A 25,432-nucleotide genomic window follows, 5' to 3' on the forward strand; every position below is an offset into this window, starting at 1 on the left:
GATGGCCGGGGCAAAGAATCACCAGTACCACATCCTTCCACCCAGCATCTGGCCGCTGTTCGGCGCCTTTTCGGCGCTGGTGCTCGCTTCGGGCGGCATCATGGTGATGCACAAATATCCGAGCGCCTATCTGGTCTTCTTCGCCGGCGTCGCGCTGGTGGCGATCACGATGTTCGGCTGGTGGAGCAAGGTGATCCAGGAAGCGCATGCCGGCGATCACACGCCGATCGTGCAGCTCCACCTGCGCTACGGCATGATCCTGTTCATCGCCTCGGAGGTGATGTTCTTCGTCGGCTGGTTCTGGGCCTGGTTCGATTTCTCGCTCTTCCCCTCGCACGTCGAGGCGGTTGGCGGGCAGTGGCCGCCCAAGGGCATGGAAGTGCTCGACGCGTGGAAGTTCCCGCTGCTCAACACGCTGATCCTGCTCTGCTCGGGCTGCACCGTGACCTGGGCGCACCACGCGCTGATCCACAATGAGCGCGGCGGCGCGCTGAAGGGGCTGTGGGGCCTCATCGGCGTCGGCGAGAATGACAGCCTGAAGAAGGGCCTGTGGTGCACGATCATCCTGGGCCTGACCTTCAGCTGCTTCCAGGCCTATGAGTATAGCGAGGCGCCGTTCCCGTTCGCGGCGGCGTCGACCGGCGGCTCGAGCTATGGCGGCGCCTTCTTCATGGCGACCGGTTTCCACGGCTTCCACGTGATCATCGGCACGATCTTCCTGATCGTGAACCTGGTCCGCGCCTACAAGGGCGACTTCACTCCGAAGCAGCATTTCGGCTTCGAGGCGGCCGCCTGGTACTGGCACTTCGTCGACGTGGTGTGGCTGTTCCTCTTCGCCTCCATCTATGTCTGGGGCGGCTGGGGCGCGCCGGTCCACGCCGGCTGAGCGCGGACGGACGACATTTTTCGGGGGAGGCGGGCCGGGCTCGCCTCCCCCTTTGCTTTTGAGGGCCCATGCCGCGCTTTCCCCTGATCCCCACGCTCGTCGTCGGCCTCGCCATCGCGGCGATGATCGGGCTCGGCATCTGGCAGCTCCAGCGCCGCGGCGAGAAGCTGGCGGCGCTCCAGCTCTATGCGGCGAACCTCGGCAAGCCGGAAATGGCCTTTCCGCGCCTGCCGGTGGGGGATGACAATCTCTTCCGCCGCGCCGATGCCTATTGCCTCCGCGTGATCGGCTGGCAGAGCCAGGGCGGGCGCTCGGTCAAGGGCACCAACGGCTATCGCCACCTTGCCCAGTGCAGCACCGGCGCGGAAGGCCCGGTGCTGCTGGTCGACATGGGCGTCGCGCCCGATCCCAAGGTCCAGCCCGCCTGGAAGGGCGGAAAGGTGACCGGCACGATCACCCACGCCCCCGATCATCGCCCGCTGCTCGCCGGCCTGTTCGACAGCGCGCCCAAGCATCTGATGCTGATCTCGGAAGCCGCGGCGCCCGGGCTGGAGCCGACCGCCAGGCCCGACCTGTCGAGCGTGCCCAACAATCATCTCTCCTATGCGGTGCAGTGGTTCCTGTTCGCGCTCGTCGCGGCGGTGATCTACGTGCTGGCGCTCAAGCTGCGCCAGAAGCCGAAGGCCGCCTAAAGTTCGGCTTTCTTGCCCCGCGGGTCCGCGCCCGCTAGGCCCCGCCCTCATGCGATACCAGAGCACCCGAGGCAGTGCGCCACTGCTTGGCTTCCGTGACGTGACGCTTGCCGGGCTGGCGAGCGACGGCGGATTGTACGTCCCGACCAGCTGGCCCAGCTTCAGTCGCGAGGACATCGAAGCGCTGAAGGGCCTCTCCTATGTCGAGACCGCGGTGCGCGTGATGGCGCCGTTCACCGGCGAGGACCTGAGCGAAGCGGAGCTGCGCGACCTGTGCACCCAGGCCTATGGCCGCTTCTCGCAGGCCGCGGTGACGCCGCTGGTCCAGCTCGACCATCGCCACTTCCTGCTCGAGCTGTTCCACGGCCCGACGCTGGCCTTCAAGGACGTCGCGCTCCAGCTGCTCGGCCTGCTGTTCGAGAAGTTCCTGACCGGCAGCAGCGAGCCGCTGACCATCGTCGGCGCGACCTCGGGCGACACCGGCAGCGCCGCGATCGACGCAGTCGCCGGGCGGCACGGCGTCGACATCTTCATGCTCCACCCCAAGGGCCGCGTGTCCGACGTGCAGCGCCGCCAGATGACCACGGTGCTGGCGCCCAACGTCCACAACATCGCGATCGAAGGCAGCTTCGACGATGCCCAGGCGATGGTGAAGGCGCTGTTCAACGACGCGGCCTTCTCCGGCCGTTTCCGCCTCAGCGCGGTCAACTCGATCAACTGGGCGCGGCTGATGGCGCAGGTGGTCTATTATTTCTACGCTGCGGTCCGCCTCGGCGCGCCGGCGCAGAAGGTTGCCTTCGCAGTGCCGACGGGCAATTTCGGCGATGTCTTCGCCGGCTATGTCGCAGCGAAGATGGGGCTGCCGATCGAGCGGCTGGTGGTGGCCACCAACGTCAACGATATCCTCCACCGCGCGCTGTCGAACGGCGATTATTCGGCGGGCACCGTGACGCCAACCGCGGCGCCGAGCATGGACATCCAGGTCAGCTCGAATTTCGAGCGGCTGCTCGCCGATCTCGCCGGCGGCAGCGTCGCCGAGCAGATGGCGGGGTTCGAATCGACCAAGGCGATGCGCCTCACCAATGCCCAGCAGCAGGGCGCCGCGCAGATCTTCGCCAGCGACCGGATCACTCCCGACGAGATGAACGAGACGATGCGCTGGGCCTCGGCCGAGGCCGCGCAGGTGATCGATCCGCACACCGCGATCGGCCTCGCCGCCGCGCGCCGCGCCGACCTCCCCGCCGATGTGCCGGTGGTGACGCTGGCGACCGCGCACCCGGCCAAGTTCGCCGACGCCGTCGAGCGCGCCACCGGCATGCGCCCGGCGCTGCCCGCGCGGGTGGGCGACCTGTTCGACCGGCAGGAGCGCTACGACGTGCTGCCGGGCACGCTCGATGCGGTGCGCGACTACATCGCCGGTATCGCCAAGCCGCGCTCCTAAATCCTCCCCCAGAGGGGGAGGGGGACCAGCCGCAGGCTGGTGGAGGGGGCTTGCCACAAGCGACACCGCCTGCCGCATTCCCTCTCCACCACCGGCTGCGCCGGCGGTCCCCCTCTCCCTCCGGGAGAGGAATTGGGAGGGATGACGGCGGTGGGGCGGAGCTCTAAGAGACCTCGATGGACCTCATCACTCTCACCGGCGAGCCCTGGGCCGATTACGGGCTGGTCGACAGCGGCCATGGCCGCAAGCTCGAGCGCTACGGCAAATATCGCTTCATTCGCCCCGAGCCCCAGGCGATGTGGGCGCCCGCGTCCGAGACCTGGGACGCGCATGGCGAGTTCGTGCCCGGCGCGGACGAGGATGGCGGCGGGCGCTGGAACTTCACCAAGCCGGTGCCGAAGGAAGGCTGGCCGCTCGCTTGGGAGGAAGTGCGCTTCACCGCGCAGAACACGCCCTTTCGCCATCTCGCCTTCTTCCCCGACATGTCGCCGGTCTGGCACTGGATGCGGTCGCAGATCGCCGGGATGGACGCGCCCGAATGCATGAACCTGTTCGGGTACACGGGCGTCGGCTCGCTCGCGCTGGCCGCCAAGGGCGCCAAGGTCACGCATGTCGATGCCTCGAAGAAATCGGTCGCCGAGGGCAAGGCCAATGCCGCGCTGTCGGGCATGGAAGACCTGCCGATCCGCTGGATGATCGACGATGCTGCGAAGTTCACCGCGCGCGAGGTGCGGCGCGGGCGGCGCTATGACGGGATCATCCTCGATCCGCCGAAATGGGGCCGCGGGCCGAACGGCGAAGTGTGGAAGCTCGAGGAAGGGCTGCCCGGGCTGATCGCCGAGGCCACCCAGCTGCTCGACCAGGATTCGCGCTTCCTGTTCCTCACCGTCTATGCCGTGCGCATGTCGGCGCTGGCGATCGGCGAGTTGCTGCGCCAGCATGTCGGGCACCTCGGCGGCAAGGTGGAATGCGGCGAGCTGGCGGTGCGCGAGGAAGCGCGCGGGCTCGAGCTGCCGACCGCGATCTTCGCGCGGTGGAGCCGCGGCTGATGGGTCTCTCGGTATTCCTGGCGACCGCGGTTGCGGACACGGTCGAAGGGCGCCGCCCGGGCGGGCGCCATGCGATGCTGATCTATGTCTCCGCCGAGAGCTTCGAGGAGGCCCAGGCCAAGGCCGCCGGCGTCGCGCTCGGCACCGGCTGGATGCTGGTGCGGCTGGAGAAGGGCATGGAAGTCGCCGATCCGGTGGCGAACGACGATCCCGTGCTGCGCGCCGCCGCCGCGGATGCGCTGGCGGAAGGCTCGGCGATGGTCATCTATGGCGACGAGCTGCCGCCCGAGGCGTGACCCTCCTGTTTCCCGGCGAAAGCCGAGGCCCAGGGCTTCTCTATCGTCTCGCTTGTGATCCTGGACCCCGGCTTTCGCCGGGGAACGGCAGGGCTTGCAATGTAGGATTTCGCCTGCTGCACTCACGGAGCCGGCCTCACCGCCCGGCCGCTCTTTGGCTTGTTGGAAAGATAGGATCACGCGCCCGCAAGAATGTTGCGAGATAGCGCGCGTTTGCGGGAACTGTGTCAACATAAGCGCCGCGAAAACGCGTCCTTGGCGTGAACTTCGCGGACTTTGCCGAGTCGTCGCGCGCTGCGTTGTAGGAGCCGCTAGTTCCGCCCCATCCGCATCGCCGCGCCCGCCACGAACGGACAACCGGCGACCAGCAACAGGCTCACCGCGCCGAGCAGCTTGAGCGCGCCGGGCTCGCCCGCGGTGGCACCGAAGATCAGCAGCGGCACCGCGAAGGGCAGCATCACAAGCCCGGCCAGCGCCCCGGCGCCGCGCAGCCCCGCGACCAGCGCGGCGGTGGCGACACCCAGCGCCGCCAGGCCGGGCGTGCCGATCAGCAGCGCGAGCAGCAGCGGCGCCAGCGCCTCGCCGGGCAGCTGGAGCAGGCCCGCGGCGATCATCGTCGCCGCGAGCAGGGCGGGCGCGAAGCCGAGCCAGTGGCCGGCGATCTTGGCGGCGGCGATGCCGGCGTCGGGTAGCCGACGCACTGCGAGCTGGTCGAGTATCCCGCGCTCGAGATCAGGCGTCACCAGCCGCTCGACCGGGAGCAGCGCCGCAAGCAGCGCCGCTGCCCAGATCACCCCCGGCGCGATGCGGGCGAGCAGCCTGCCGTCCGGCCCGACCGCGAAGGGGAAGAGGATCGCGACGAGCAGGAAGAACACGACAGGCAGCGCCACGCCACCGGTGCTCCAGGCGCGGCGCAACTCGCGCCAGACGATCGCGGCATAGGCGCTCACAGCGCCACCGTGCGCGCATCGGGGAGGGCAATCGGTTGATGCGTCGCCACCAGCGCGATGCCGCCGCCGGAGCGGTGCCCGGCGATCAGCACTTCGAGCCGCGCGACCGAGGCGGCGTCGAGGCCGTTTGCCGGTTCGTCGAGCAGCCAGATCGCGGCGCCGCTTGCCACCACTCGCGCCAGCGCGGCGCGGCGGCGCTGGCCGGTCGAGAGCATGCGGACCGGCACCTGCGCCAGCGGGGCGAGGTCGAGCGCGGCGAGCGCGTCGGGCACGCGCTCGCCCCGTCCGTCCAGCTGCGCCCAGAAGCGCAGGGCGGCGGCGAGCGGCAGCTCGGGATCGAGCGCGGGCGCCTCGGCCATCAGCGCGCGGGCGCCGTCGCAGGCCACGCTGCCGGCAGCCGGCGCGAGCAGCCCGGCGGCGATGCGGATCAGGCTCGACTTGCCGACGCCGTTCGGGCCGGTGACCAGCGCCGCCTCGCCGGCCGCGAGCGCCAGGTCGAGCCCCTCGAACAGCAGCCGTCCGCCGCGCAGGCACGCGACGCCGCGCAGGGCCAGGCTGGTCACTCCGCGCTGTCCTCCAGCGCGTGCATGTCGTCGTCGGAGAGCCCGAAATGATGCCCGACCTCGTGCACCACGACATGGGTGATCAGCGCCTCGAGCTTGACGCCGGTGTGCACCCATTCGTCGAGCAGCGGCCGGCGATAGAGGTGGATCTCGTCGGGCATCGAGACGCCGTCCCAGGCCGATTTCTCGCCCACCGGCCGGCCGCGATAGAGGCCGGTCAGGTCGAACGGATCCTCGATGCCCATCGCGTCCAGCGTCTCGTCATCGGCGAAATCCTCGACCACCAGCACGATGTCGGCGAGGTAGTTCTGGAACGGCGCGGGGATGCGCGCCAGTGCGGCGCGGGCGAGGCGTTCGATCGCTGCGGCGTCTGGGGCTTGCCCGGTCATGCCCACCGGCATAGTCCGGGTGGCAGAGCTACGGCAAGGAGGCAGGGATGGTGGCGCGGTTGACGGACGGACTTCGCGAGGAATCGCTCGCGGCCTTGCCCGCCTGGACCTGGGAGCCGAACCGCGATGCGATCACGCGCCGCTTCGAGTTCAAGGACTTCAACCAAGCCTTCGGCTTCATGACCCGCGTCGCGCTGATCGCCGAGAAGGCCGATCATCACCCCGAATGGTCGAACGTGTGGAACAAGGTCGATATTCTGCTGACCACGCACGATGCCGGCGGCCTCTCCACCCGCGACATCCAGATGGCGCAGGCGATCGAGGGCTTGCTCTGACTATTTGAACGCCCGGCCCTGGAGCTTGCGCAGCGTGCCGGGCAGCCAGCGCTGCATGAACCACAGCCGGTGCGCGGTCTTGCCGACGCGGGTGTGCACGTCGCGGCGGATGTCGAGCATGTGGCGGACGGTCTTCACCACTTCCTCGACCGGGGTGATCTCCAGCCCCGCGGCGCGCACCGATTCGCGCACGTTGCGGTTCGAATCCTGGGTGACATGGTCGAGCAGGGGCGTGTCGATGAAGCTCGGCATCAGCGAGCCGACATAGATGCCCTCGCGCTTCCATTCGGCGTTCAGCGATTCGGCAAAGCCGCGCATCGCGAACTTGCCGGCGCTGTAGACCGACATGCCGGCATTGCCCGAGATGCCCGCCGCCGAGCTGGTGATGATCATCGCCGAACCCGGAGTCGCCTTGAGCAGGTCGTGCGCGGCGCGCGCGCCATAGACGGCGCCGTTGATGTTGATCGACAGCCCGCGCTCGACATCCTCGTCGGACATGGTCTCGAGCTGGCCGCCCACGGCGACGCCGGCATTGTTGAACAGGAAATCGAGCCGGCCGCCGCTCTTGCCCGCAAAGGCGGCAAGCGCCTCCCTCCAGGCATCGCGGTCGCGCACGTCCATCTGATAGGTCTCGGCTGCGGGAATGGCGGCCTTCGCCTCGGCGAGCGCCTTGGCGTTGATATCGGCGAGCCCGACCAGCCAGCCGTCCGCGGCCAGGCTCCTGGCGACTGCGAGCCCGATGCCCGATCCGCCGCCGGTGATGAATGCCGCCTTGGCCATTCGGCCTCTCCCTGTTTTGACCTTTGCGACTTCATCCCGCACAAACGCATGCGATGCCAGAGCAAAGCCGCTCCGTTACCTTCAAAAATGTCAGCAAGGTCTGGCCGGGGGGCATCAAGGCCGTCGACGGGGTGTCGCTGGAAGTCGCCGCGGGCAGCTTTGTCGCGCTGGTTGGCGCCTCGGGATCGGGCAAGTCGACGCTGCTCAAGATGGTCAACCGGCTGATCGATCCGAGCGAAGGCGAAGTGCTGGTCGGCGGCGCGCCGGTGGGCGCCGGGCCTGCGCCCGAACTGCGGCGCCGGATCGGCTATGTCTTCCAGAATGTCGGACTGTTCCCGCACATGCGCGTCGGCGAGAATGTCGCGATCGGGCTGAAGCTGGCAGGCGAGAAGGATAGCGCCAGGCGGGTCGCTGAGTTGCTCGAGCTCGTCGAGCTTTCGCCCGAGATGGCGGCGCGGATGCCCGATGCGCTGTCCGGCGGGCAGCGCCAGCGGGTGGGCGTGGCGCGGGCGCTCGCGACGGGGCCGGGGATCCTGCTGATGGACGAGCCGTTCGGCGCGCTCGATCCGGTGACGCGCGACGGCCTGGGCAGGGCGATCCGCGCGCTGCACGACCGGATGGGGCTGACCACCATCCTGGTGACGCACGACATGGCCGAGGCGCTGCTGCTCGCGGACCGAGTGCTGGTGATGGAGCAGGGCCGGATCGTCGCCGATGCGACGCCGCGCGACCTGCTCGCCGGAAAGGGCGGCGCGGCGGCGGACGCGCTGGTCGCGGTGCCGCGTGACCAGGCGCACCGGCTGGCGGCGCTCGAGAAATGAGCGCGCTCGACCGAGTGCCCGAGCTGCTTGCCCAGCATCTGCTGCTCGCCTTCGCCGCGCTGCTGCTCGGCCTGGTGATCGCGCTGCCGCTCGCGGTATTCTCGGCGCGCAACCGGGTGGTGGGTCGGATAGCGCTGGGCTTTGCCAGCCTGGTGCAGACGATCCCGAGCCTGGCGCTGCTCGCGCTTTTCTACCCGATCCTGCTCTCGCTTTCCGGGCTCGGCGTGCCCGCGCTCGGCTTCCTGCCGTCGCTGCTGGCGCTGTCGCTCTACGCGCTGCTGCCGATCCTCAGGAACGGAGTGACCGGGCTCGCGACGATCGATCCCGCGGTGATCGAGGCGGCGGACGGGGTGGGGATGACTGCATGGCAGAAGCTGCACCTGGTCGAGGCGCCGCTGGTGCTGCCGGTGCTGATGGCCGGCATCCGCACCGCCGCGGTGTGGACGATCGGCGCGGCGACGCTCTCCACCACCGTCGGCCAGCCGAGCCTGGGCGACCTGATCTTTGCGGGGCTGCAGACGCAGAACTGGTCTCTGGTGCTGACCGGTTGCGTCGCTGCGGCCGCGTTGGCGCTGGCGGTGGACGGGCTGCTCGGGCTGGCCGAGCACGGCATCGCCAGGCGGAAGCCGGTGCTGGTCTGGACAAGCCTCGGCGCCTTGCTGGTCGCGCTCGCCGTCGCCTTGGTCCCGGCGCTGCCCTCGGCGCGCGGCACGGTCACCATCGGCGCGAAGGGCTTTTCCGAGCAATATATCCTCGCCCGGCTGATCGGGCATCGGCTGGAAGCTGCGGGCTACACGGTCCGCTACCGCGAGGGACTCGGCTCGGCGGTGGCGTTCAGCGCACTCTCGGGCGGTGATATCGATGTCTATGTCGATTATTCGGGCACGATCTGGACCAACCAGATGCAGCGCCGCGACGTGCCGCCGCGCGACGCGATCGTCGCCGGCGTGGCGCAATGGGCCCGCGACCGGCACAAGGTGACGCTGCTCGGTTCGCTCGGCTTCGAGAATGCCTATGCCTTCGCGATGCGCGGTGACGACGCGAAGAAGCGCGGCATCACCAGCATCGCCGACCTGGCGCCGATCGCGGGCAGCCTCAACCTCGCCACCGATGTCGAGTTTCTCGAGCGCCCCGAATGGGCGGCGGTGAAGAAGGCGTACGGCCTGAGCTTCAGGTCCGCGCATCCCTACCAGCCGACTTTCATGTACCGCGCGCTCGCCAGCGGCGCGGCGGACGTGATCCCGGCCTTCTCCTCGGACGGGCGGATCGCGGCGGACCGGCTGACGGTGCTCGCCGACCCCAAGGGCGCGATCCCTGGCTATGACGCGATCCTGCTGCTCGCCCCGCGCCGCGCCAATGACCTGCGCTTCCAGGCGGCGCTCAAGCCGCTGATCGGTGCGATCGACGTTGGCCGGATGCGCGAGGCCAACTACCTGGTGGACCGGGACAGTAACAAGGCAAGTCCCGAACAGGCCGCACGCTGGCTGGAGCGTGGACTCGCGCGATGAACTTCTGTTATCGCTACCAACAGATATAAAAGAGGAGAGTGAAATGCGGGCTGGCCTGAAGCTGTTGCTGTCGACCACCATGTTCTGCGTCGCATCGCCGGCTCTTGCGCAGCATGCGCCGACAGCGCTGTCGGATTCGGCCGTAGCGCATCCGGAAAAATGGCCGACCGCCGGCTCGCAGGGCCTGATCGATCCGGCGACCGAGAAGTTCGTCACCGATCTGATGGCGCAGATGACGCTGGAGGAGAAGGTCGGCCAGATGATCCAGGCCGATATCGGCGCGATCAAGCCCCAGGAACTGCGCCAATATCCGCTCGGCTCGATCCTCGCGGGAGGCAGCTCACCGCCGCTGGGCGCGCCCGATCGCTCGCCGCAAATGCCCTGGGTCGAGACTGCCCGCGCCTTCCGCACGGTGGCGATGGAGCCGCGCGGCAAGCACGCGCCGATCCCGCTGCTCTTCGGCATCGACGCAGTGCACGGCAACAGCAATGTCATCGGCGCGACGATCTTCCCGCACAATATTGGCCTGGGCGCGATGCACGATCCGGCGCTGATGCGCCGCATCGGCAAGGCGACCGCCGAGGAAACCGCCGCGACAGGGCCCGAATGGGCGTTCGGCCCGACGCTAACCGTGCCGCAGGACGAGCGCTGGGGTCGCGCCTATGAGGGTTATTCGGAGGATCCCGCGTTGGTCCGCTCCTATGCCGGCGAGATGGTGCGCGGGCTCCAAGGCGAGCCGGGCACCACGGACCGGATCCAGAAGGGCTATGTCGCGGCATCGGCCAAGCATTTCCTCGGCGATGGCGGGACGTTCGAAGGCGTCGACCAGGGCGATGCGCGGATTGGCGAGGACGAACTGATCCGGATCCACGCCCAGGGCTATGTTCCCGCGATCGAAGCGGGCACGCTCACCGTGATGGCGAGCTTCTCGAGCTGGAACGGCGTGAAGATGCACGGCAACAAGTCGCTGCTCACCGATGTGCTCAAGGGCCGGATGGGCTTCCAGGGCTTTGTCGTCGGCGACTGGAACGGGCATGGCCAGGTGCCCGGCTGCACCACCACCGATTGCGCGGCGACCTTCAATGCCGGGCTCGACATGGCGATGGCACCCGATGGCTGGAAGGGCCTGTTCGAGAGCACCGTAGCGCATGTGAAGGACGGCACGCTGCCGATGGCCCGCGTCGACGACGCCGTGCGCCGCATCCTGCGGGTGAAGGCGAAGCTCGGCCTGTTCGATCCGGCGCGCCCGCTCGAGGGCAAGGCTGGCGTGCTGGGCAGCCCCGAGCACCGCGCGATCGCGCGCGAGGCGGTGGCGAAATCGCTGGTGCTGCTCAAGAATCAGGGCGTGCTGCCGATCAAGGCCTCTGCAAACGTGCTTGTCGCGGGGCCGGGGGCGGACTCGATGGGGCAGCAGACCGGCGGCTGGACGCTGAGTTGGCAGGGCGACGGCAATGCCAATAGCGACTTCCCGAACGGCCAGACGATCTATTCGGGCATCGCCGAGGCCGTGAAGGCCGGCGGCGGCATTGCGACGCTCTCTGCGGACGGCAGCTTCTCGGCCAGGCCCGATGTCGCGATCGTCGTGTTCGGCGAGCAGCCCTATGCCGAGATGCGCGGCGATATCCACACGCTCGAGTTCCAGCCGGGCGACAAGCAGGCGCTGGCGCTGCTCAAAAAGCTGAAGGCCGCTGGCGTGCCCACCGTCTCGGTTTTCCTCTCGGGCCGTCCGCTCTGGGTAAACCCCGAGATCAACGCATCCGATGCATTCGTCGCTGCCTGGCTGCCGGGCAGCGAGGGCGCGGGCGTGGCCGATGTGCTGATCGGGGACAAGGCCGGCAAGCCGCGCAAGGACTTCACCGGCGCGCTTTCGTTCAGCTGGCCCAAGACGGCGGGCCAGTTCACCCTCAACAAGGGCGAGGCGGGCTATGATCCGCTGTTCGCACTCGGCTACGGCCTAAGCTACGCCAGGCCCGGCAAGGTCGGCGCGCTCAGCGAAGTTGCGGGATTCGATGCCTCGGCGATGAACACCAGCGTCTATTTCGCAAAGGGCGTTGCCGCCGCGCCGTTCAGCTTTGCGACCGACAGCAAGGTGGCGCGCGCGCCGATCGACGGGCCGCAGACGCAGGAAGGCGCGCAGCAGCTCAGCTGGCCTGCCGGACCGGCGACGGTGCGGATCGGTGGCAAGCCGATCGACCTCAGCCGCGAATCGAATGGCGACCTGTCGCTGGCGATCACCTATCGCCTCGATCGTGCGGCGACGGGACCGGTGACGCTCGGCATGGGCGAGGGCCATGGGCTCGACGCGACCAGCCTGTTCACCGGCGAGACCGGAAAATGGCGCACGGTGAACATCCTGCTCAAATGCTATCAGGACAAGGGCGCGGCGATGACCGCAATCTCTGCGCCGCTGGTGATTAGCGCTTCCGGGCCGCTGGTGTTCAGCCTGTCCGACGCGCGGATCGTCTCCGATCCGGCCAACTCGATCTGCCCCGGCGCCAAGTGACGGACGGCGGCGGCGGGCCGATCGAGACGGTCGCGATCGCCCGCGGCCCCTATCGCGCCGAGCTGATCACGCTCGGCGCGGCGCTGCGCGTGCTGCAGGTGCCGGATCACCGGGGCCATATCGCGAATGTGGTGCTCGGCTTCGCCGATCTCGAAGACTATCGCGGGCCGCCGCGCTTCTATGGCGCGGTGACCGGGCGCTATGCCAACCGGATCGGCGGCGCGCGTTTCACGCTCGATGGGGTCGAGCACATGCTCGCGGCGAATGACGGGGCGAACAGCCTGCATTCCGGGCCGCTCGGGCTCGACCAGCAGCCCTGGGATGTGGTGGCGCTGAGCGACGCATCGGTCACCTTCCGCCATGTCAGCCCGGCCGGGCATAACGGCTTTCCGGGCACGCTGACGGTGGAGGCGCGCTATACGATTGACGAGGACGGCCTCGCCATCCGGCTGACCGCGACCACCGACGCGCCGACGGTGGTGAACCTCACCAGCCACGCCTATTTCAACCTGGCCGGGGAGGCGAGCGGGGCGACGATCCTCGAGCATGTGCTGCGTATTCCGGCGAGCCGCATTACCCCCGTCGATGGTCAGCTGATCCCGACGGGAGTCTTTGCAGATCTCGCGGATACGCCCTTTGACCTTCGCAGCGCGCGGCGGATCGGCGCGGCGATCGACTCGGAGGACGCGCAGCTCCGCATCGGTCAGGGCTATGACCATAATTTCGTGATCGACGGCGCGGACGGTACGTTGCGCGCTGTGGCGACGCTGTTCGATCCGGCATCGGGCCGCGTGCTCGATCTCCATTCGAGCGAGCCGGGGCTGCAGCTCTATTCGGGCAATCATCTTGCCGGCGGCGCGCCGGGCACGAGCGGGCGGGTGTACAATGCACGTGACGGGCTGTGCCTCGAGCCGCAGAAATTCCCGGACAGCCCGAACCAGCCGGGCTTCCCTTCGGCGCGGCTCGATCCGGGTCAGGTCTATCGCCACGACATCGCTTTCCGGTTTCGGACGGCGGAAGGGGTGGACGAGGCTTTCGCGAGCTGAAAAGGAAAGACCGGGCACTACGCCCGGCCTTTCCTCAGTTTCGTCTGGCTTCGCGCGTTACAGCACAACCTTGCCATCGACGCGGCGCGGGATGCCGGCATCGCCGTCGCGCAGATCTGCCGGGAGCAGCGCTGCCGGCAGGTCCTGATAGGCGACCGGGCGCAGGAACCGGTCGATCGCGAGCGTGCCGACCGAGGTGCTGCGGCCATCCGCGGTCGACGGATAGGGCCCGCCATGGACCTGCGCGTCGGTCACTTCGACGCCGGTCGGCCAGCCATTGGCCAGGATGCGGCCGGCGAGGCGCTCGAGGATCGGCAGCAGCTTCTCTGCGACGTCGGTATCGGCATCGTCGAGGTGCAGCGTCGCGGTGAGCTGGCCCTCGAGCAGCGACACGACCTTGAGCAGCTCCTCGACGTTCGCGCAGCGCACCAGCAGCGACGCGGCGCCGAACACTTCCTCGGCATGGCTCGGATCGGCGATGAAGTCTGCGCCGGTCATCTCGAACAGCGCCGCGCGGCCGCAGCTGGCCGAACCTTCCTGGCCCTGCGCGACCTGTTTCAGGCCAGGTGCCGAGGCCCAGCGGGCGACGCCGCTCTCATAGGCCTTGAGAATACCGGGGGTGAGCATGGTCTGCGCGGCCGCGCCAGAAACCGCCTCGGTGGCGGCGGCGAGGAAGCGGTCGAGCGCCGGGCTTTCCAGCGCGAGGACCAAGCCGGGATTGGTGCAGAACTGGCCGGCGCCCATGGTCAGCGAGCCGATATAGGCCTTGCCCAGCGCCTCTGCGCGCGCTTCGAGCGCGGCGGGGAGCAGAAACACCGGGTTGATGCTGCTCATCTCGGCATAGACGGGGATCGGCACCGGGCGGCTCGCGGCGAGCTTCATCAGTGCCGTGCCGCCGCCGCGCGAGCCGGTGAAGCCGACTGCCTTGACGATGGGGTGGCTGACCAGCGCCGAGCCGACTTCGTTGCCCGCGCCGTTGATCAACGAGAACACGCCTTCGGGCATGCCGGTCTTGGCGACCGCGCGCTGGATCGCGCCGGCGACGAGCTCCGACGTGCCGGGATGCGCCGAATGGCCCTTCACGATCACCGGGCAGCCCGCGGCCAGCGCCGAGGCGGTGTCGCCGCCTGCCACCGAGAAGGCGAGCGGGAAGTTCGAGGCGCCGAAGACGACGACCGGGCCCAGCGGAATCATGCGCAGGCGCAGGTCCGGCTTGGGGGCGGGCTGGCGATCGGGGATCGCGTGGTCGATGCGCGCACGCAGATATTCGCCGAGGCGCAGCTCCTTGGCGAACAGGCGCAGCTGGCCCGAGGTGCGGCCGCGTTCGCCGGTGAGGCGGGCATGCGGCAGGCCGCTTTCCTGCATCGCGCGCTCGGTGAGCGTCTCGCCCAGCGCGTCGATCTCGTCCGCGATCGCTTCGAGGAAGGCGGCCCGCTGTTCGCGCGGCAGGCCGGAATAGATCGGGAAGGCGGCTTCGGCGGCAGCGGTTGCAGCCTCGACATCATCCTTGGTCGCCATGCTGAAGCTCGGTTCCAGCGGCGTGCCGGTCGAGGCAGCGACGGCCTGGAAGCCGGGACCGTCGCGGCGGACGCGCTTCGATGCAATGAACAATTCGCCGGTCAGCGCCATGCCTGCTCTCCTGTGTCGCGGTGTAAAGTTAGCGGTAACATTGCCCGAGGGGCACTTAGGCAGCGCCATAGCAAATTGCAATCGGGCGCGCCCTTGAAGTTGCGGTTCGCAGTGATCGAAACCGCGTTGCGGTTCAGCAGGAGATCCGGCGGCGCTGGGTCTCGCCCGAGGCGGGCCTGCGCGCTTCCATCGTATCCTGGTAACCGCGCTCGACGAGTCGGGCCATCGCATCATGGGCGCGTTCGGCATCCTGCGCCTCGATCGCCTCGAGCACCGCGAGGTGGACCGGCAGCGCGTCATGCGGCGCGGGGAGATGCTGCTGCTTGAACGCGGTGGTCAGCTCGATCGCCGCAGCCACGCCGCTGGTCAGCGAGATGATGAAATCGTTGCCCGAAGCCTCGAGCAGCGCCGAGTGGAACGATTCGTCGCAGCAGCGGCCCTCTTCCGAATCGAAGCCGTGCTTGCCGACGCCAGCCAGGCCCTGCTGCATGCGGGCAAGCTGCTCGGGCGAGCGGCGTTGCGCGGCGAGGCGGGCAGCGTCGGGCTCGACGATGCGGCGTAGCTCGAACAGGCTCTCGATCAATGCGTCATCGGGTTCGCCGGCAAAAATCCAGCTCAGCACGTCGGGATCGAGCAGATGCCATTCGCGGCGCGGACTGACCTGCGTGCCGATCTTGGGGCGCGAATGGACCAGGCCCTTGGCGGCGAGGATCCGGATCGCTTCGCGATAGGCGGTGCGGGAAACCTTGAACTGCTCGCTCGCGGCGATTTCGCCCTCGAGTATCTCGCCGGGGCCGACTTCGCCCGAGACTATGCGGATGCCGAGCGTACGCGCCACCGTGCCATGGAGGCGCAGCGAGCGGGGCCGCGGTTTGCGCGTGCGGGGCTTTTTCTCTGTGCGCGGGATCGACGCTTGGGGCTGCCTGCTGGGCATGGCCCTGCCTAAGCGCTTTGGCTGCCACTGCCAAGCCTGCGCGAATCGCAGGAGGGACAGGAATTTTTAGGCGTGCAAAACCGCCGATTGGCGAGGCGGCTCGCTGAAATAGCAGTTATATAAGCGAGTTAGCGAGGTGGCGGAGACGGAGGGATTCGAACCCTCGATACGGTTTCCCGTATGACGCTTTAGCAAAGCGTTGGTTTCAGCCACTCACCCACGTCTCCGGATCACGGCTAGAGGGAAGGCCCTATAGCAGGGGTTTCGGAGCAATCAACGCCCAGCTTGACGCGAAATCGACTCAATTTGCCGCTCGTTCATTGCCGGGACAGTCGCGGCGCCTATAGACGGGCTATCTGCTGGGCTGGGGTATTTCGACGATGCGCGTGCGTGATCTGATGCTGGTAGCGGCCGCGGCCGCGCTCGGAATGGGTGCGCTGCCCGCCGCGGCGCAGCAGCAGATGACCACCGTCGACCCCAACACGGCGATCGATTCGGACCTCAACACGCCCCCGCCGGCGCAGGACCCCTATGCCGCCCCCGCACGGCCGCAGGACCAGCCCCAGGACCAGCCGCAGAACGTCCCGCCCGCGCAGCCCTACCCCGCGCAACAGGCCCCCGCCGGCCAGCCGCCCTACAACCCCAATCTCAGCCCGCGCCAGCAGGCCACCACCTACCAGCGCGACGAGCTGGTCGGCGCCGCCGAGGGCGTGTTCGGCAAGGGCGCCTCGGGCCTCGCCAAGCTCATCGAGGACATCCTCAAGGACCAGGGCCAGCCCAACGGCTATATCGCCGGCAGCGAAGCCTCGGGCGCGATCGGCGTCGGACTGCGCTACGGCTCCGGCATGCTGTTCCACAAGGTCGAGGGCGAGCGGAAGGTCTACTGGACCGGCCCGTCGATCGGCTTCGACCTGGGCGGCGACGCCAACAAGGTGTTCGTGCTGGTCTACAACCTCTACGACAGCCAGGAGCTCTACAAGCGCTTCCCGCAGGGCGAGGGCCATGCCTATTTCGTCGGCGGCCTCTCGGCATCGTACCTGCGCCGCGGCGACGTCGTGCTGATCCCGGTGCGCCTCGGCGTCGGCTGGCGGCTCGGCGTCAACGCCGGCTACATGAAGTTCAGCGAAAAGAAGAAGTGGATGCCATTCTGAGCGGCGTGACCGGATGACGACGACGGAGTTCGTCGGGCTGGCGCTGATCGGCGTGGCGGCATTCCATCTGGTCCCGGCGATCGCGACCGGCACGATCCCGAGCAACTGGCCCGTCCGGCCGCTCACCGGCGAAGCCAAGCCGACGCAATATCGGATCACCTTCGGCGTGTTCGCCGTGGCGGGCCTGCTGGGCATCGCACTGCTGCTGGCAAGCCTCGCGCATCGGCTGCTTGACTAGACAACGAACCATATAGGCACTTTCTGCTTGACATCGTCACGCTGATGTGGCACAAGTAGAGCACGCTGAAGAATTGCGAGTCGGGCCGGGGCGGCAACGCCTTCCGGCCCTTTTTCTTGTCGGGAGAGGAGCCGTGAAGAGGGAACAGCAGCGCCGGGTGCGCTGGAACAAGGTGCGGCGTGCCGCCTTTCTCGATCACCTGGCGGGCACCTGCAACGTGACCGAGGCGGCGGCGCTGGCGGGGATGTCCTCGCCGCACGTCTATCATCTGCGGCGAACCGACGAGCGCTTTGCCGAGGAATGGCACAAGGCGCTGCTCGTCGGGTACCAGATGCTCGAGACCGAGCTGCTCGGCCATGTGCTGGCAGGCGGCGGCGACACGATCGAGCGCGTGGACGGCCGCAAGGTCGACGTCGACAAGGCGATGCGGCTGCTCGCCCTGCACCGCAACAGCATGAACGGCAAATGGAAGGGCGCCCCGGCGACGCTCAAGCGCGCGCGGCCCGAGGATACCGATGCGGCGATCCTCAAGAAGCTGGCGATGATGGACCGGGCCCGGGCGCGCGCGGCGGAGGAGAAGGGTGCCCAGTAACGCGGCGCTCGAGGCGCTGATGGCCTGCCCGCCCGCGGAGCGCGCCAAGGCGCTCCGCAGTTTGAGCGAGCCGCAGAAGCGCGAGTTCGGCGAGCGCTGGTGGCAATGGGCGCATGCGGGCCAGTTCGAGCCGGAGGGCGACTGGCAGATCTGGCTGATCCGCGCGGGGCGCGGCTTCGGCAAGACCCGCGCCGGCGCCGAATGGGTGCATGCGCGGGCGCGCGCGCACCCCGATGCGCGGATCGCGCTGGTCGGCGCCACCGTCGACGATGTCCGCCGCGTGATGATCGAGGGGACGAGCGGGCTGCTGGCGGCGGCGCGGCGCGACGAGGCCCTGACCTGGCTGCGCAGCGCCGGCGAGCTGGTGTTCCCGAGCGGCGCGCGGGCGCAGATCTTCTCGGCCGCGGTGCCCGACGGGCTGCGCGGCCCCGAGCACCAGTTCGCCTGGTGCGACGAGCTGGCGAAATGGGGCGGCGGCGGCGAGGCGGCATGGGACAATCTGATGCTCGGCATGCGGCTGGGCGACGCGCCGCAGATCCTGGTGACGACGACGCCGCGCCCGGTGAAGCTGATGCGCAAGATCATGGCGCTGCCCGGCGTCCGCGAGACCTGCGGGCAGACCGCCGGCAATCCGTGGCTGCCCGCGAGCTTCGTCGAGGCGATGACCGCGAATTATGGCGGCACCCGGCTGGGCCGCCAGGAGCTGGGCGGCGAGATGATCGACGAGGTGCAGGGGGCATTGTGGACGCGTGCGCTGATCGAGGCGTGCCGGATCGGTGAGGTGCCCGAGCTGGGCCGCATCGTGATCGGGGTCGATCCGCCGGCGGGCGTCGGCGGTGATGCCTGCGGGATCGTCGCGGCGGCGCTGGGGCGCGACGGCAAGGGCTATGTGCTCGAGGATGCCAGCGTGCAGGGCGCGACTCCCGAGGGCTGGGCCCGCGCGGTCGCCGCATGCGCCGCGCGCCACGGCGCCGACCGGGTGGTGGCGGAGAAGAACCAGGGCGGCGCGATGGTGAAGAGCGTGCTGCTCGGCGCCGACACCGGCCTGCCGGTGCGGCTGGTCCATGCCAGCCACGGCAAGGCGGCGCGCGCCGAGCCGGTGAGCCTGCTCTACGAGGCGGGCAAGGTCCGCCACGCCGGCACCTTCCCCGCGCTCGAGGACGAGCTGTGCGGGCTGGTGCTCGGCGGCGGCTATGAGGGGCCGGGCCGCTCGCCGGACCGCGCGGACGCGCTGGTCTGGGCGCTGACCGAGCTGATGCTGCGGCCGCGGGGGAAGGCGGCGGTGCGGGGATTGTGAGGGAGTGTATCGAGGGGATAGCCCGTTCTTCGTCATCCGCGCCTTCGCGGGGATGACGGGAGGTCGGCGATAGGCATCCTGATGCCCCTCCCTAGAAGGAAGGGGCCAGGGGCGGGTTAGTGCCGGGCGAGGCTCGATGCCTCGGCCGGCACTTCTGCCGAGACTGCATTGCAGACGCGCTGACGCGCGCACCCACCCCCCGACCCCTCCCTTCCAGGGAGGGGAGTTTTAGAGGACGGGAGAACTGAAATGACGGGACCGATCTGGGCCCGGCAGGCGATCGCGCTTGCCGGGGTGCTGGGCTTGGGCGGCTGCGCGATCGGCGGGGCGGCGCTGGTCGAGGCGGGGAGCGTGGCGCTGGTGGCGCGCTTCGATGCCGATGGCGACGGGGCGCTCGATGCCGGGGAAGTGGCGGCGCTGGTTGCCGCTGCCGTGCCGGGCAAGGGCGCCGAGCTGGAGGCGCTGCGGGCCGGCGTCGCGGCGGGATATTGGACGCGCGATTGCAACCGCGACGGGCGGCTGACGCGCGCGGAGCTGGCCCAAGCAAAGTGCGGGTGATGCACGCCTTTTCCCCGGCGAAGGCCGGGGCCCAGCCTTGAGGTTTCTACGCTGAGTCCGGGCCCCGGCCTTCGCCGGGGAAAAGCTCTGTCGAACGGCGAACGTCCGAAAAAATCGGGAGAAGGGCATGAAATGGTTCGGGCGGAAGTCCGCGCGCGAAGGCGCGCGGCCGGCCTTGTCGCGGGCGGGAAGCCTGGCCGGCAGCGCGGGCGAATGGCCGCGCAGCTATGAGGCGCAGGTGCGCGAGGCCTATTGCCACAATCCGGTGGCGCAGCGCGCGGTGAAGCTGGTCGCCGAGGGCGCGGGCAGCGCCGGGCTGAAGGCGAGCGATCCGGCGCTGCTCGCGCTGGTGACCGCGCGCAGCGGCGGGCAGCCGCTGCTCGAGACGCTGGCGGCGCAATTGCTGCTGCACGGCAATTGCTATGCGCAGATCCTGAGCGACGATGCCGGCACGGTGCGCGCGCTCTATGCGCTCAGGCCCGAGCGGGTGACCGTCGAGCCCGATGCACGGGGCTGGCCGGTCGCGTACCGCTACAAGGTCGGCGAGACGGTCGCGCGGCTGGCGGCGGAGGATGCGGCGGGGCGCCCGGCGGTGGTGCATGTCCGCGCCTTCTCGCCGATCGACGACCATTATGGGCTGGGCTGCCTGGGCGCGGCGGCGGGGCCGGTGGCGATCCACAATGCCGCGGCGCGCTGGAACAAGGCGCTGCTCGACAACGCCGCCAGGCCCTCGGGCGCGCTGGTCCATGACCCGGGCGACGGCAGCGTGCTGGCGCCCGACCAGTTCGCGCGGCTCAAGGCGGAAATGGAGGCAGGGTTCGCCGGCGCGGCCAATGCCGGGCGGCCGATGCTGCTCGAGGGCGGGCTCAAATGGCAGGCGATGAGCCTGACGCCGGCGGACATGGACTTCGTCGGGCTCAAGGCCGCGGCGGCGCGCGAGATCGCGCTGGCCTTCGGCGTGCCGGCGATGCTGCTCGGGCTGCCGGGGGATGCGGCCTATGCCAATTACCGCGAGGCCAATCGCGCGCTGTGGCGGCTGGCGATCCTGCCGCTCGCCGACAAGATATTGAGCGCGCTGGCCGAAGGGCTGGCGGGCTGGTTTCCGGACGCGTCGCTCGCGGTCGATCTCGACCGGGTGACGGCGCTGGCCGAGGACCGCGAGCGGCTGTGGGCGCAGGTCAATGCGGCCGGCTTCCTGAGCGATGACGAGAAACGCGAAATGCTGGGTGTGCGCCTTGATGGTCCGCCTTCGGCGGATGGCGGCACCAGTCCGCTCCCCGACCCCGCCTCCCCGACATGATGCCGATGGGAGGCGGGGTGGGGGAGCGGGCCGGCACCGAAAGGAATCGAGAATGAGTAACAGTGACATGCTCGCGCAGCTTATCGCGCAGGCGGAAACCAAGGGCGCCGAGCTGGTGACGCTGCGCGCGATCGCCGAGGAGGCGGGGCAGCTGAGCGCGCAGCGCGCGCTGGCGCGGCTCGGGCTCGAGGATGCCGGCGCGGCCAAGGACATGGCCGAGCTGCGCGAGCTGCTGGGGGCGTGGCGCGACGCCAAGCGCTCGGCGCTCAAGGCGGCGTTCCAATGGGTGGGGCGGATGACGGCGGCGCTGGTGCTGGTCGGGCTGGCGGTGAAGCTGGGCTTTCCCGGGTGGCTCAAGTGATCCTTCGACAAGCCCAGGACGGGGCGGTCCGCTTCGCAGGCTATGCCGCGGTGTTCGACGCAGTCGATCGCGGCGGCGATGTCGTGCGGCGCGGGGCCTTTGTCGGCGCCGGCAAGGTGCCGCTGCTCTGGCAGCACCAGGGCAAGCCGGTCGGCGAGATCGAGACGATCGGCGAGGATGCGCGCGGGCTGCGCGTGATCGGGCGGGTGGATGCGCCGGGGCTGGCCGAACGGCTGCGCGCGGGCGCGGTGACCGGGCTGAGCTTCGGCTACCGCGTGAAGGCGGCGCGGCGCGGCAGCGTGCGCGAGATCACCGCGCTCGACCTGGTCGAGGTCAGCCTGGTGGCGAGCCCGATGCAGCCGCTGGCGCGGGTGCACGCGCTGGACTGACGGCTTTTGGCTTTGGCGATTCTGGACCCGGCGGGCTTCCCGTCCGGGCTTTTTGACGTGCCCATTTTTTGACAGGGACGGGAGACGAGGATGATCGAAGTGAAGGCAGATGCGCTCGAGGCGAGCTTCGAGGCAGTGGAACGCAGCGGCCTGCCGCCCGAGCGGCCGATGCTGGAGGGCGCGCGTCCGGTATCCGGGGCGGCGTTCGAGAATTTCCTGCGTTCGGGCGGCGGGATCGAGGCCAAGGCGATCAGCGGGACGAGCGACGCCGCGGGCGGCTATGCGGTGCCCGACGAGCTCGACGCGCGGATCGACGCGACGCTGAAGAGCGTGTCGCCGATCCGCGGCATCGCCAGCGTGGTGACGGTGGGGTCGAGCGGCTATCGCAAGCTGGTGGCGAGCGGCGGCTTCGAGAGCGGCTGGGCGGCGGAGACCGCGGCGCGCGACGAGACCGACACGCCGGTGTTCAACGAAGTCGCGCCGCCGATGGGCGACCTCTATGCCAATCCGGCGGCGAGCCAGGCGATGCTCGACGATGCCGGCTTCGACGTCGAGACCTGGCTGAGCGACGAGATCGCGCGCGAGTTCGCGGCGGCGGAGGGGGCGGCGTTCGTCGGGGGCAACGGAGTCAACAAGCCCAAGGGGTTCCTGTCGGCGCCCAATGCGGCGACGGGCGACGGGGCGCGGCCGTTCGGCACGCTGCAGTACATCGTCAGCGGCGCGGTGGGGGCGTTCGCGGCGAACCCCGAGGAGAAGCTGATCGACCTGGTCCAGGCGCTGCGCGCGCCCTATCGCCAGGGGGCGAGCTGGGTGATGAACTCGGCGACGCTCGCCAGGGTGCGCAAGTTCAAGACGAGCGACGGCGCGCTGCTGTGGCAGCCGGGGCTGGCGGCGGGGCAGCCGGCGACGCTGCTGGGCTATCCGGTGGTCGAGGCCGAGGACATGCCCGACATCGCGGCGAACAGCCTGTCGATCGCGTTCGGCAACTTCCAGGCGGGCTATCTGATCGCCGAGCGCGGGGAGACGCAGATCCTGCGCGATCCCTACAGCAACAAGCCGTTCGTCCATTTCTACGCGACCAAGCGCGTCGGCGGGATGGTGAGCAATTCGGAGGCGATCAAGCTGCTCAAGTTCGCGGCCTGATCGACTTCGGGGGCCGTTCGGGGAGGGCGGCCCCAACTCTTTTCATGCGGAGGGCGACATGGAGTTTCCGCCTTTTCCGGGCGCGGCGATCGAGGCCGCGCGCGAGGCCGTGAAGGCGCATCTGCGCATCGCGGGGGACGGCGAGGATGCGCTGATCGAGGGGCTGGCGGCGAGCGCGCTGGCGCTGGCCGAGCGGTTCACCGGGAGCGCGCTGATCGCGCGGGATTTCGTCGAGACGGTCGAGAGCAAGGGTCGCTGGACGGCGCTGACCGCGGCGCCGGTGCAGTCGATCGACGCGGGGATCGACGTGGTGATCGACATCGACGCCCAGGGCATGGGCTGGGTGCGCGCGCGGGGGCGGGTGACCGTCGACTATCGCGCGGGGGCGGCGGCGGGCTGGGGCGAGCTGCCGCCGCCGATCGCGACGGGCGTGGTGCTGCTCGTCGCGCATCTGTTCGACCACCGCGAGGCCGGCGCGGCGCCGCCGGCGGCGGTGAGCGCGCTGTGGCGGCCGTGGCGCCGCACGCGGCTCGCGGCATGAGGGACGTGATACGGCGCGTCGCCGATGCGGTGCGCGCGGTGGTGCCCGATGCGCGGGTCGAGGAGCGCGCCGACGGCGTGGTGATCGAGGGGCGGGGTCTGCGCGAACGGCTGCGCTGGATCGGAGGGCTGCTCAGATGAGCGTGCAGGAAGTGCTGCAGGCGGCGCTGGTCGAGGCGCTGGCCGGGCTCGCGGTGACCGCGGTGTTCGACGCGCCGCCGGTGCGCGCCGCGCGCCCATATGCGCTGGTCGAGGAGGCGTGGCTGGCGGACTGGGGCACCAAGGACATGGCCGGGCGCGAGGGGCGGTTCGCCGTCACCCTGTTCGACGCAGGCGAGCGGCCGGCGCGGCTGCGTGCGCTCTGCGGCGAGGTCGAGGCGGCGATCGAGGCGATGCCGCGGGCGATCGGCGAGGGCTGGGCGATCGCCAGCCTGGTGCTGCTGCGCAGCCGCATCGCCCGCGAGGGCGAGGGCCGCTGGACGGCGACGAGCGAATTTCGCGTGCGGATGCTCCGCAGCGAGCTTTGAGGAGAGAGCGAGATGGCAGCGGAAAAGGGCAGCGCGTTCCTGCTCAAGGTGGGGAACGGCGCGGCGCCGGTGGTGTACGCCACCGTGGCGGGGCTGCGAACGACGCAGATGAGCGTCAATGGCGAGATGGTGGCGATCACCACCAAGGACTCCGGCGGCTGGCGCGAGCTGCTGTCGGGGGCGGGGGTGCGCTCGGTGAGCGTCTCCGGCGCCGGCGTGTTCACCGGATCGGCGGCGGAGGCGCGGCTGAAGAGCAACGCGCTCGCCGGCGTGCTCGACGACTACCGGCTGAGCTTCGAGAGCGGCGAGACGGTGACCGGGCGCTTCCTGGTCACGCGGCTCGACTATGCCGGCGATTTCAACGGCGAGCGCAGCTACACGCTGAGCCTGGAGAGCTCCGGCCCGGTGGTGTCGGCATGAGCGGCGCGGCGAACCCGGAACGGGGCGAGGCGGCGCTGGTGCTGGACGGCATCCCGCATGTGCTGCGGCCGAGCTTCGAGGCGCTGGTGGCGGCGGAGGCCGAGCTGGGCCCGCTGTTCGCGCTGGTCGAGCGCGCCGCATCCGGCAAGCTCGGCATCGCGGAGATCGCCGCGCTGTTCTGGCATTGCCTGAAGGAGGCGCCGGCGCTCGACCGGGCGGCGTTCGGCGAGGCGCTGGTCGCGGCCGGGCTCAAGGCGATCACCCCGGCGCTGCGCGTGCTGATCGGGCAGATCCTGGCCGGGCGATGATCCTGTTCGCCGACAATGCGCGGCGGCTGGCCGGCGCGGCGGGCGTGATGTTCGGCTGGGCGCCCGGCGCCTTCTGGGCGGCGACCCCGGCCGAGCTCGGCGCGCTGCTCGACGCGATCCGCGGCGAGGCGGAACTGCCGCCCGACGCGGACACCTTCGCAAGGCTCAAGGAGCAATTTCCCGATGGATGAGGAAGAGATCGAGCGGCTGGTGGTGAGCGTGCGCGCCGATACGCGCGCCTTTGCCCGCGATGTCGAGGAGATGCGCCAGGGGCTGGAAGGGCCGCTGGGCGCCGGTGCCGAGCGCGCCGGACGGGCGATCGAGAATGCACTGCTGCGCGCGGTGCGCACCGGCAAGTTCGGCTTCGACGACCTGAAGCGCGTCGCATTGAGCGCGCTGGACGAGATCGCGCGATCGGCGCTGCGCGACGGAATCGCTTCGTTCGGCGGCGGCGGTGGTGGGGGCGGATCGGGCAGCGGCGGCCTGCTCGCCTCGCTGAGCAGCCTGGCGCTGTCGCTGTTCGGATCGCCCGGCCGCGCGACCGGCGGCCCGGTGAGCCCCGGGCGCCCCTATATGGTGGGCGAGCGCGGGCCCGAGCTGTTCGTGCCGACGAGCGCGGGCAGCGTGGCGGCACCGGTTGCCGGCGGCGCGCGCGAGGTACGCGTGGCGATCACGGTGAACGCCGCGGCGGACACCGCGCCGCGGGCGCTGGCGCAATCGAGCCGGCAGGTGGCGCGGGCAGTGAAAGCGGCGCTGGTGGCGGTGGAGTGAGGCCATCTGCGGCGA

At 69.8% G+C, this 25,432-nt stretch carries 31 protein-coding genes, 1 tRNA gene and 1 pseudogene; 26 read left to right on the forward strand and 7 right to left on the reverse strand.

What is annotated here, in order from left to right; translation table 11 throughout:
* Position 1: 1 nt before the first annotated feature.
* The 5 genes from ABLE38_RS10950 (at position 2) to ABLE38_RS10970 (ending at position 4,364) form a co-directional block, all read left to right on the forward strand.
* Positions 2-886 carry a cytochrome c oxidase subunit 3 gene (locus ABLE38_RS10950; protein WP_348974175.1) on the forward strand — a complete coding sequence of 295 codons (885 nt, stop codon included), beginning with the start codon at positions 2-4 and terminating at the stop codon, positions 884-886.
* Positions 887-954: 68 nt separating this feature from the next.
* On the forward strand, positions 955-1,578 hold the full coding sequence (locus ABLE38_RS10955; RefSeq protein WP_348974176.1) for an SURF1 family protein: 624 nt from the start codon (positions 955-957) through the stop codon (positions 1,576-1,578).
* A 49-nt stretch (positions 1,579-1,627) separates the two neighbouring features.
* The gene (thrC, locus tag ABLE38_RS10960; RefSeq protein WP_348974177.1) at positions 1,628-3,019 is read left to right on the forward strand and encodes a threonine synthase; all 1,392 of its coding nucleotides are present in this window, start codon (positions 1,628-1,630) and stop codon (positions 3,017-3,019) included.
* A gap of 176 nt (positions 3,020-3,195) precedes the next feature.
* The gene (locus ABLE38_RS10965) at positions 3,196-4,068 is read left to right on the forward strand and encodes a class I SAM-dependent methyltransferase (protein WP_348974178.1); all 873 of its coding nucleotides are present in this window, start codon (positions 3,196-3,198) and stop codon (positions 4,066-4,068) included.
* On the forward strand, positions 4,068-4,364 hold the full coding sequence (locus tag ABLE38_RS10970; RefSeq protein WP_348974179.1) for a hypothetical protein: 297 nt from the start codon (positions 4,068-4,070) through the stop codon (positions 4,362-4,364). The genes ABLE38_RS10965 and ABLE38_RS10970 overlap by 1 nt, the downstream gene beginning before the upstream one ends.
* A 311-nt stretch (positions 4,365-4,675) precedes the next feature.
* Here the strand turns inward: ABLE38_RS10970 and ABLE38_RS10975 are convergent, their stop codons facing one another.
* The 3 genes from ABLE38_RS10975 to ABLE38_RS10985 are packed head-to-tail and all read right to left on the reverse strand — an operon-like array spanning position 4,676 to position 6,266.
* Positions 4,676-5,314, reverse strand: coding sequence for a heme exporter protein CcmB (locus ABLE38_RS10975; RefSeq protein ID WP_348974180.1), 639 nt, complete (start codon positions 5,312-5,314; stop codon positions 4,676-4,678).
* The gene (gene ccmA / locus ABLE38_RS10980; protein ID WP_348974181.1) at positions 5,311-5,877 is read right to left on the reverse strand and encodes a heme ABC exporter ATP-binding protein CcmA; all 567 of its coding nucleotides are present in this window, start codon (positions 5,875-5,877) and stop codon (positions 5,311-5,313) included. Before ccmA ends, ABLE38_RS10975 begins: the two co-directional genes overlap by 4 nt.
* The gene (locus ABLE38_RS10985) at positions 5,874-6,266 is read right to left on the reverse strand and encodes a metallopeptidase family protein (protein ID WP_348974182.1); all 393 of its coding nucleotides are present in this window, start codon (positions 6,264-6,266) and stop codon (positions 5,874-5,876) included. Before ABLE38_RS10985 ends, ccmA begins: the two co-directional genes overlap by 4 nt.
* A gap of 41 nt (positions 6,267-6,307) precedes the next feature.
* Between ABLE38_RS10985 and ABLE38_RS10990 the strand changes: the two are divergent.
* Positions 6,308-6,601 (forward strand): annotated as a pseudogene (locus ABLE38_RS10990) (4a-hydroxytetrahydrobiopterin dehydratase); the annotation flags it as partial.
* Here the strand turns inward: ABLE38_RS10990 and ABLE38_RS10995 are convergent.
* Entirely contained in the window at positions 6,602-7,381 is a 780-nt protein-coding gene (locus ABLE38_RS10995) for an SDR family oxidoreductase (RefSeq protein WP_348974183.1), read from the reverse strand. It abuts the pseudogene before it with no gap.
* Positions 7,382-7,434: 53 nt separating this feature from the next.
* Here ABLE38_RS10995 and ABLE38_RS11000 point away from each other — a divergent pair, with 53 nt between their 5' ends.
* Genes ABLE38_RS11000 through ABLE38_RS11015 form a run of 4 tightly spaced genes read left to right on the forward strand, consistent with a single transcriptional unit; the run spans position 7,435 to position 13,259 of the window.
* The gene (locus ABLE38_RS11000) at positions 7,435-8,202 is read left to right on the forward strand and encodes an ATP-binding cassette domain-containing protein (protein ID WP_348974184.1); all 768 of its coding nucleotides are present in this window, start codon (positions 7,435-7,437) and stop codon (positions 8,200-8,202) included.
* Positions 8,199-9,710 (forward strand): ABC transporter permease/substrate-binding protein, encoded by a 1,512-nt coding sequence (locus tag ABLE38_RS11005; protein ID WP_348974185.1) that lies wholly within the window; start codon positions 8,199-8,201, stop codon positions 9,708-9,710. The genes ABLE38_RS11000 and ABLE38_RS11005 overlap by 4 nt, the downstream gene beginning before the upstream one ends.
* A 43-nt stretch (positions 9,711-9,753) precedes the next feature.
* The gene (locus tag ABLE38_RS11010; RefSeq protein WP_348974186.1) at positions 9,754-12,213 is read left to right on the forward strand and encodes a glycoside hydrolase family 3 N-terminal domain-containing protein; all 2,460 of its coding nucleotides are present in this window, start codon (positions 9,754-9,756) and stop codon (positions 12,211-12,213) included.
* Positions 12,210-13,259: an aldose epimerase family protein gene (locus ABLE38_RS11015; RefSeq protein WP_348974187.1), complete on the forward strand. Its 1,050-nt coding sequence runs from the start codon at positions 12,210-12,212 to the stop codon at positions 13,257-13,259. Before ABLE38_RS11010 ends, ABLE38_RS11015 begins: the two co-directional genes overlap by 4 nt.
* Positions 13,260-13,316: 57 nt before the next feature.
* Here ABLE38_RS11015 and ABLE38_RS11020 read toward each other — a convergent pair whose 3' ends face one another.
* The 3 genes from ABLE38_RS11020 to ABLE38_RS11030 all read right to left on the reverse strand — a co-directional run bounded on the left by ABLE38_RS11020 (position 13,317) and on the right by ABLE38_RS11030 (position 16,049).
* Positions 13,317-14,888, reverse strand: coding sequence for an aldehyde dehydrogenase (NADP(+)) (locus ABLE38_RS11020; protein WP_348974188.1), 1,572 nt, complete (start codon positions 14,886-14,888; stop codon positions 13,317-13,319).
* Positions 14,889-15,021: 133 nt separating this feature from the next.
* The gene (locus ABLE38_RS11025; RefSeq protein ID WP_348974189.1) at positions 15,022-15,726 is read right to left on the reverse strand and encodes a FadR/GntR family transcriptional regulator; all 705 of its coding nucleotides are present in this window, start codon (positions 15,724-15,726) and stop codon (positions 15,022-15,024) included.
* A gap of 233 nt (positions 15,727-15,959) precedes the next feature.
* A tRNA-Ser gene (locus ABLE38_RS11030) sits at positions 15,960-16,049 on the reverse strand.
* Between the two features lie 171 nt (positions 16,050-16,220).
* Between ABLE38_RS11030 and ABLE38_RS11035 the strand changes: the two genes are divergently transcribed.
* From ABLE38_RS11035 to ABLE38_RS11110, 16 genes are all read left to right on the forward strand, one after another.
* Positions 16,221-16,973: a DUF1134 domain-containing protein gene (locus tag ABLE38_RS11035; protein ID WP_348974494.1), complete on the forward strand. Its 753-nt coding sequence runs from the start codon at positions 16,221-16,223 to the stop codon at positions 16,971-16,973.
* Positions 16,974-16,986: 13 nt separating this feature from the next.
* Positions 16,987-17,211 (forward strand): hypothetical protein, encoded by a 225-nt coding sequence (locus ABLE38_RS11040; protein WP_348974190.1) that lies wholly within the window; start codon positions 16,987-16,989, stop codon positions 17,209-17,211.
* Between the two features lie 133 nt (positions 17,212-17,344).
* The gene (locus ABLE38_RS11045) at positions 17,345-17,803 is read left to right on the forward strand and encodes a hypothetical protein (protein ID WP_348974191.1); all 459 of its coding nucleotides are present in this window, start codon (positions 17,345-17,347) and stop codon (positions 17,801-17,803) included.
* A gap of 19 nt (positions 17,804-17,822) precedes the next feature.
* Positions 17,823-19,100, forward strand: a complete 1,278-nt coding sequence (locus ABLE38_RS11050; protein WP_348974495.1) for a terminase family protein — start codon at positions 17,823-17,825, stop codon at positions 19,098-19,100.
* A gap of 249 nt (positions 19,101-19,349) precedes the next feature.
* On the forward strand, positions 19,350-19,658 hold the full coding sequence (locus ABLE38_RS11055; RefSeq protein ID WP_348974192.1) for a hypothetical protein: 309 nt from the start codon (positions 19,350-19,352) through the stop codon (positions 19,656-19,658).
* Positions 19,659-19,785: 127 nt separating this feature from the next.
* A complete protein-coding gene (locus tag ABLE38_RS11060) occupies positions 19,786-20,958 on the forward strand; it encodes a phage portal protein (RefSeq protein ID WP_348974193.1) in 1,173 nt (390 codons plus the stop codon).
* A gap of 52 nt (positions 20,959-21,010) precedes the next feature.
* On the forward strand, positions 21,011-21,319 hold the full coding sequence (locus ABLE38_RS11065) for a DUF6127 family protein (RefSeq protein WP_348974194.1): 309 nt from the start codon (positions 21,011-21,013) through the stop codon (positions 21,317-21,319).
* Positions 21,319-21,708, forward strand: coding sequence for an HK97 family phage prohead protease (locus tag ABLE38_RS11070; protein ID WP_348974496.1), 390 nt, complete (start codon positions 21,319-21,321; stop codon positions 21,706-21,708). Before ABLE38_RS11065 ends, ABLE38_RS11070 begins: the two co-directional genes overlap by 1 nt.
* Before the next feature lie 90 nt (positions 21,709-21,798).
* The gene (locus ABLE38_RS11075; RefSeq protein WP_348974195.1) at positions 21,799-22,851 is read left to right on the forward strand and encodes a phage major capsid protein; all 1,053 of its coding nucleotides are present in this window, start codon (positions 21,799-21,801) and stop codon (positions 22,849-22,851) included.
* 58 nt (positions 22,852-22,909) lie between these two features.
* On the forward strand, positions 22,910-23,392 hold the full coding sequence (locus tag ABLE38_RS11080) for a head-tail connector protein (RefSeq protein ID WP_348974196.1): 483 nt from the start codon (positions 22,910-22,912) through the stop codon (positions 23,390-23,392).
* Positions 23,389-23,532, forward strand: coding sequence for a hypothetical protein (locus tag ABLE38_RS11085; RefSeq protein ID WP_348974197.1), 144 nt, complete (start codon positions 23,389-23,391; stop codon positions 23,530-23,532). Before ABLE38_RS11080 ends, ABLE38_RS11085 begins: the two co-directional genes overlap by 4 nt.
* On the forward strand, positions 23,529-23,918 hold the full coding sequence (locus tag ABLE38_RS11090; RefSeq protein ID WP_348974198.1) for a DUF3168 domain-containing protein: 390 nt from the start codon (positions 23,529-23,531) through the stop codon (positions 23,916-23,918). Before ABLE38_RS11085 ends, ABLE38_RS11090 begins: the two co-directional genes overlap by 4 nt.
* 12 nt (positions 23,919-23,930) lie before the next feature.
* Complete coding sequence (locus tag ABLE38_RS11095; protein WP_348974199.1) at positions 23,931-24,338, forward strand: phage major tail protein, TP901-1 family; 408 nt, start codon at positions 23,931-23,933, stop codon at positions 24,336-24,338.
* Positions 24,335-24,646 (forward strand): gene transfer agent family protein, encoded by a 312-nt coding sequence (locus tag ABLE38_RS11100; RefSeq protein ID WP_348974200.1) that lies wholly within the window; start codon positions 24,335-24,337, stop codon positions 24,644-24,646. The genes ABLE38_RS11095 and ABLE38_RS11100 overlap by 4 nt, the downstream gene beginning before the upstream one ends.
* Positions 24,643-24,837, forward strand: a complete 195-nt coding sequence (locus ABLE38_RS11105) for a phage tail assembly chaperone (RefSeq protein WP_348974201.1) — start codon at positions 24,643-24,645, stop codon at positions 24,835-24,837. The genes ABLE38_RS11100 and ABLE38_RS11105 overlap by 4 nt, the downstream gene beginning before the upstream one ends.
* On the forward strand, positions 24,830-25,417 hold the full coding sequence (locus tag ABLE38_RS11110) for a tail tape measure protein (RefSeq protein WP_348974202.1): 588 nt from the start codon (positions 24,830-24,832) through the stop codon (positions 25,415-25,417). Before ABLE38_RS11105 ends, ABLE38_RS11110 begins: the two co-directional genes overlap by 8 nt.
* The last annotated feature ends 15 nt before the right edge of the window (positions 25,418-25,432 follow it).

The organism is Sphingomonas sp. KR3-1 (genome assembly GCF_040049295.1).
Classification (GTDB): domain Bacteria; phylum Pseudomonadota; class Alphaproteobacteria; order Sphingomonadales; family Sphingomonadaceae; genus Sphingomonas.